At 53.0% G+C, this 509-nt stretch carries 1 pseudogene; it reads right to left on the bottom strand.

Going from position 1 to position 509, the window contains the following annotated elements:
* Positions 1–358: pseudogene (locus PPOP_RS10805) on the bottom strand (hypothetical protein); the annotation flags it as partial.
* Positions 359–509 lie beyond the last annotated feature (151 nt).

Below are 509 nucleotides of genomic sequence, written 5' to 3' on the forward strand. Positions count from 1 at the left end.
TTAGTGCACCTTGCACCACGCGATCTCGAATGCCCGGAATCTGCAATGTTCGCATTTTGCCGTTCGCTTTCGGAATCTCTACTTTACGATTCGCTTGTGGGCGATACGTTCCTGCTAGGAGTTCGGCTTGTATATTTTCCAGAAATGGGGTGACTCCTTCGCGCTCTACATCTGCAAAGCTTTTTCCGTCAATGCCCGGGGCACCTCCGTTTTTCTTCGCAAGCTGATACGCCTCTTGAAGGGTTGTCATCTTGGTGATGTGAGTGAATAGTCCCCAGAAACGATGTGTAGGTTCAGCCTTCGCCTTTTGATATATCCGTCGCCTTAGCTCCTGCAAACTGACGGGTGTTTTTGTCATGGCACCCTTGCCTCCTTTCGGTCATACGGATTTGCTTACGGGTCCGGGCCCTTCCCTCCCCACGCGTTTTGCTGCACGCGGATCATCAGTACTACGGCCCGATCCGCCACCCTGGTACCTGCTTTCCCACTTCCCGATCGCGGTTATAGGG

It is taken from the genome of Paenibacillus popilliae ATCC 14706 (genome assembly GCF_000315235.1).
GTDB lineage: Bacteria > Bacillota > Bacilli > Paenibacillales > Paenibacillaceae > Paenibacillus_B > Paenibacillus_B popilliae.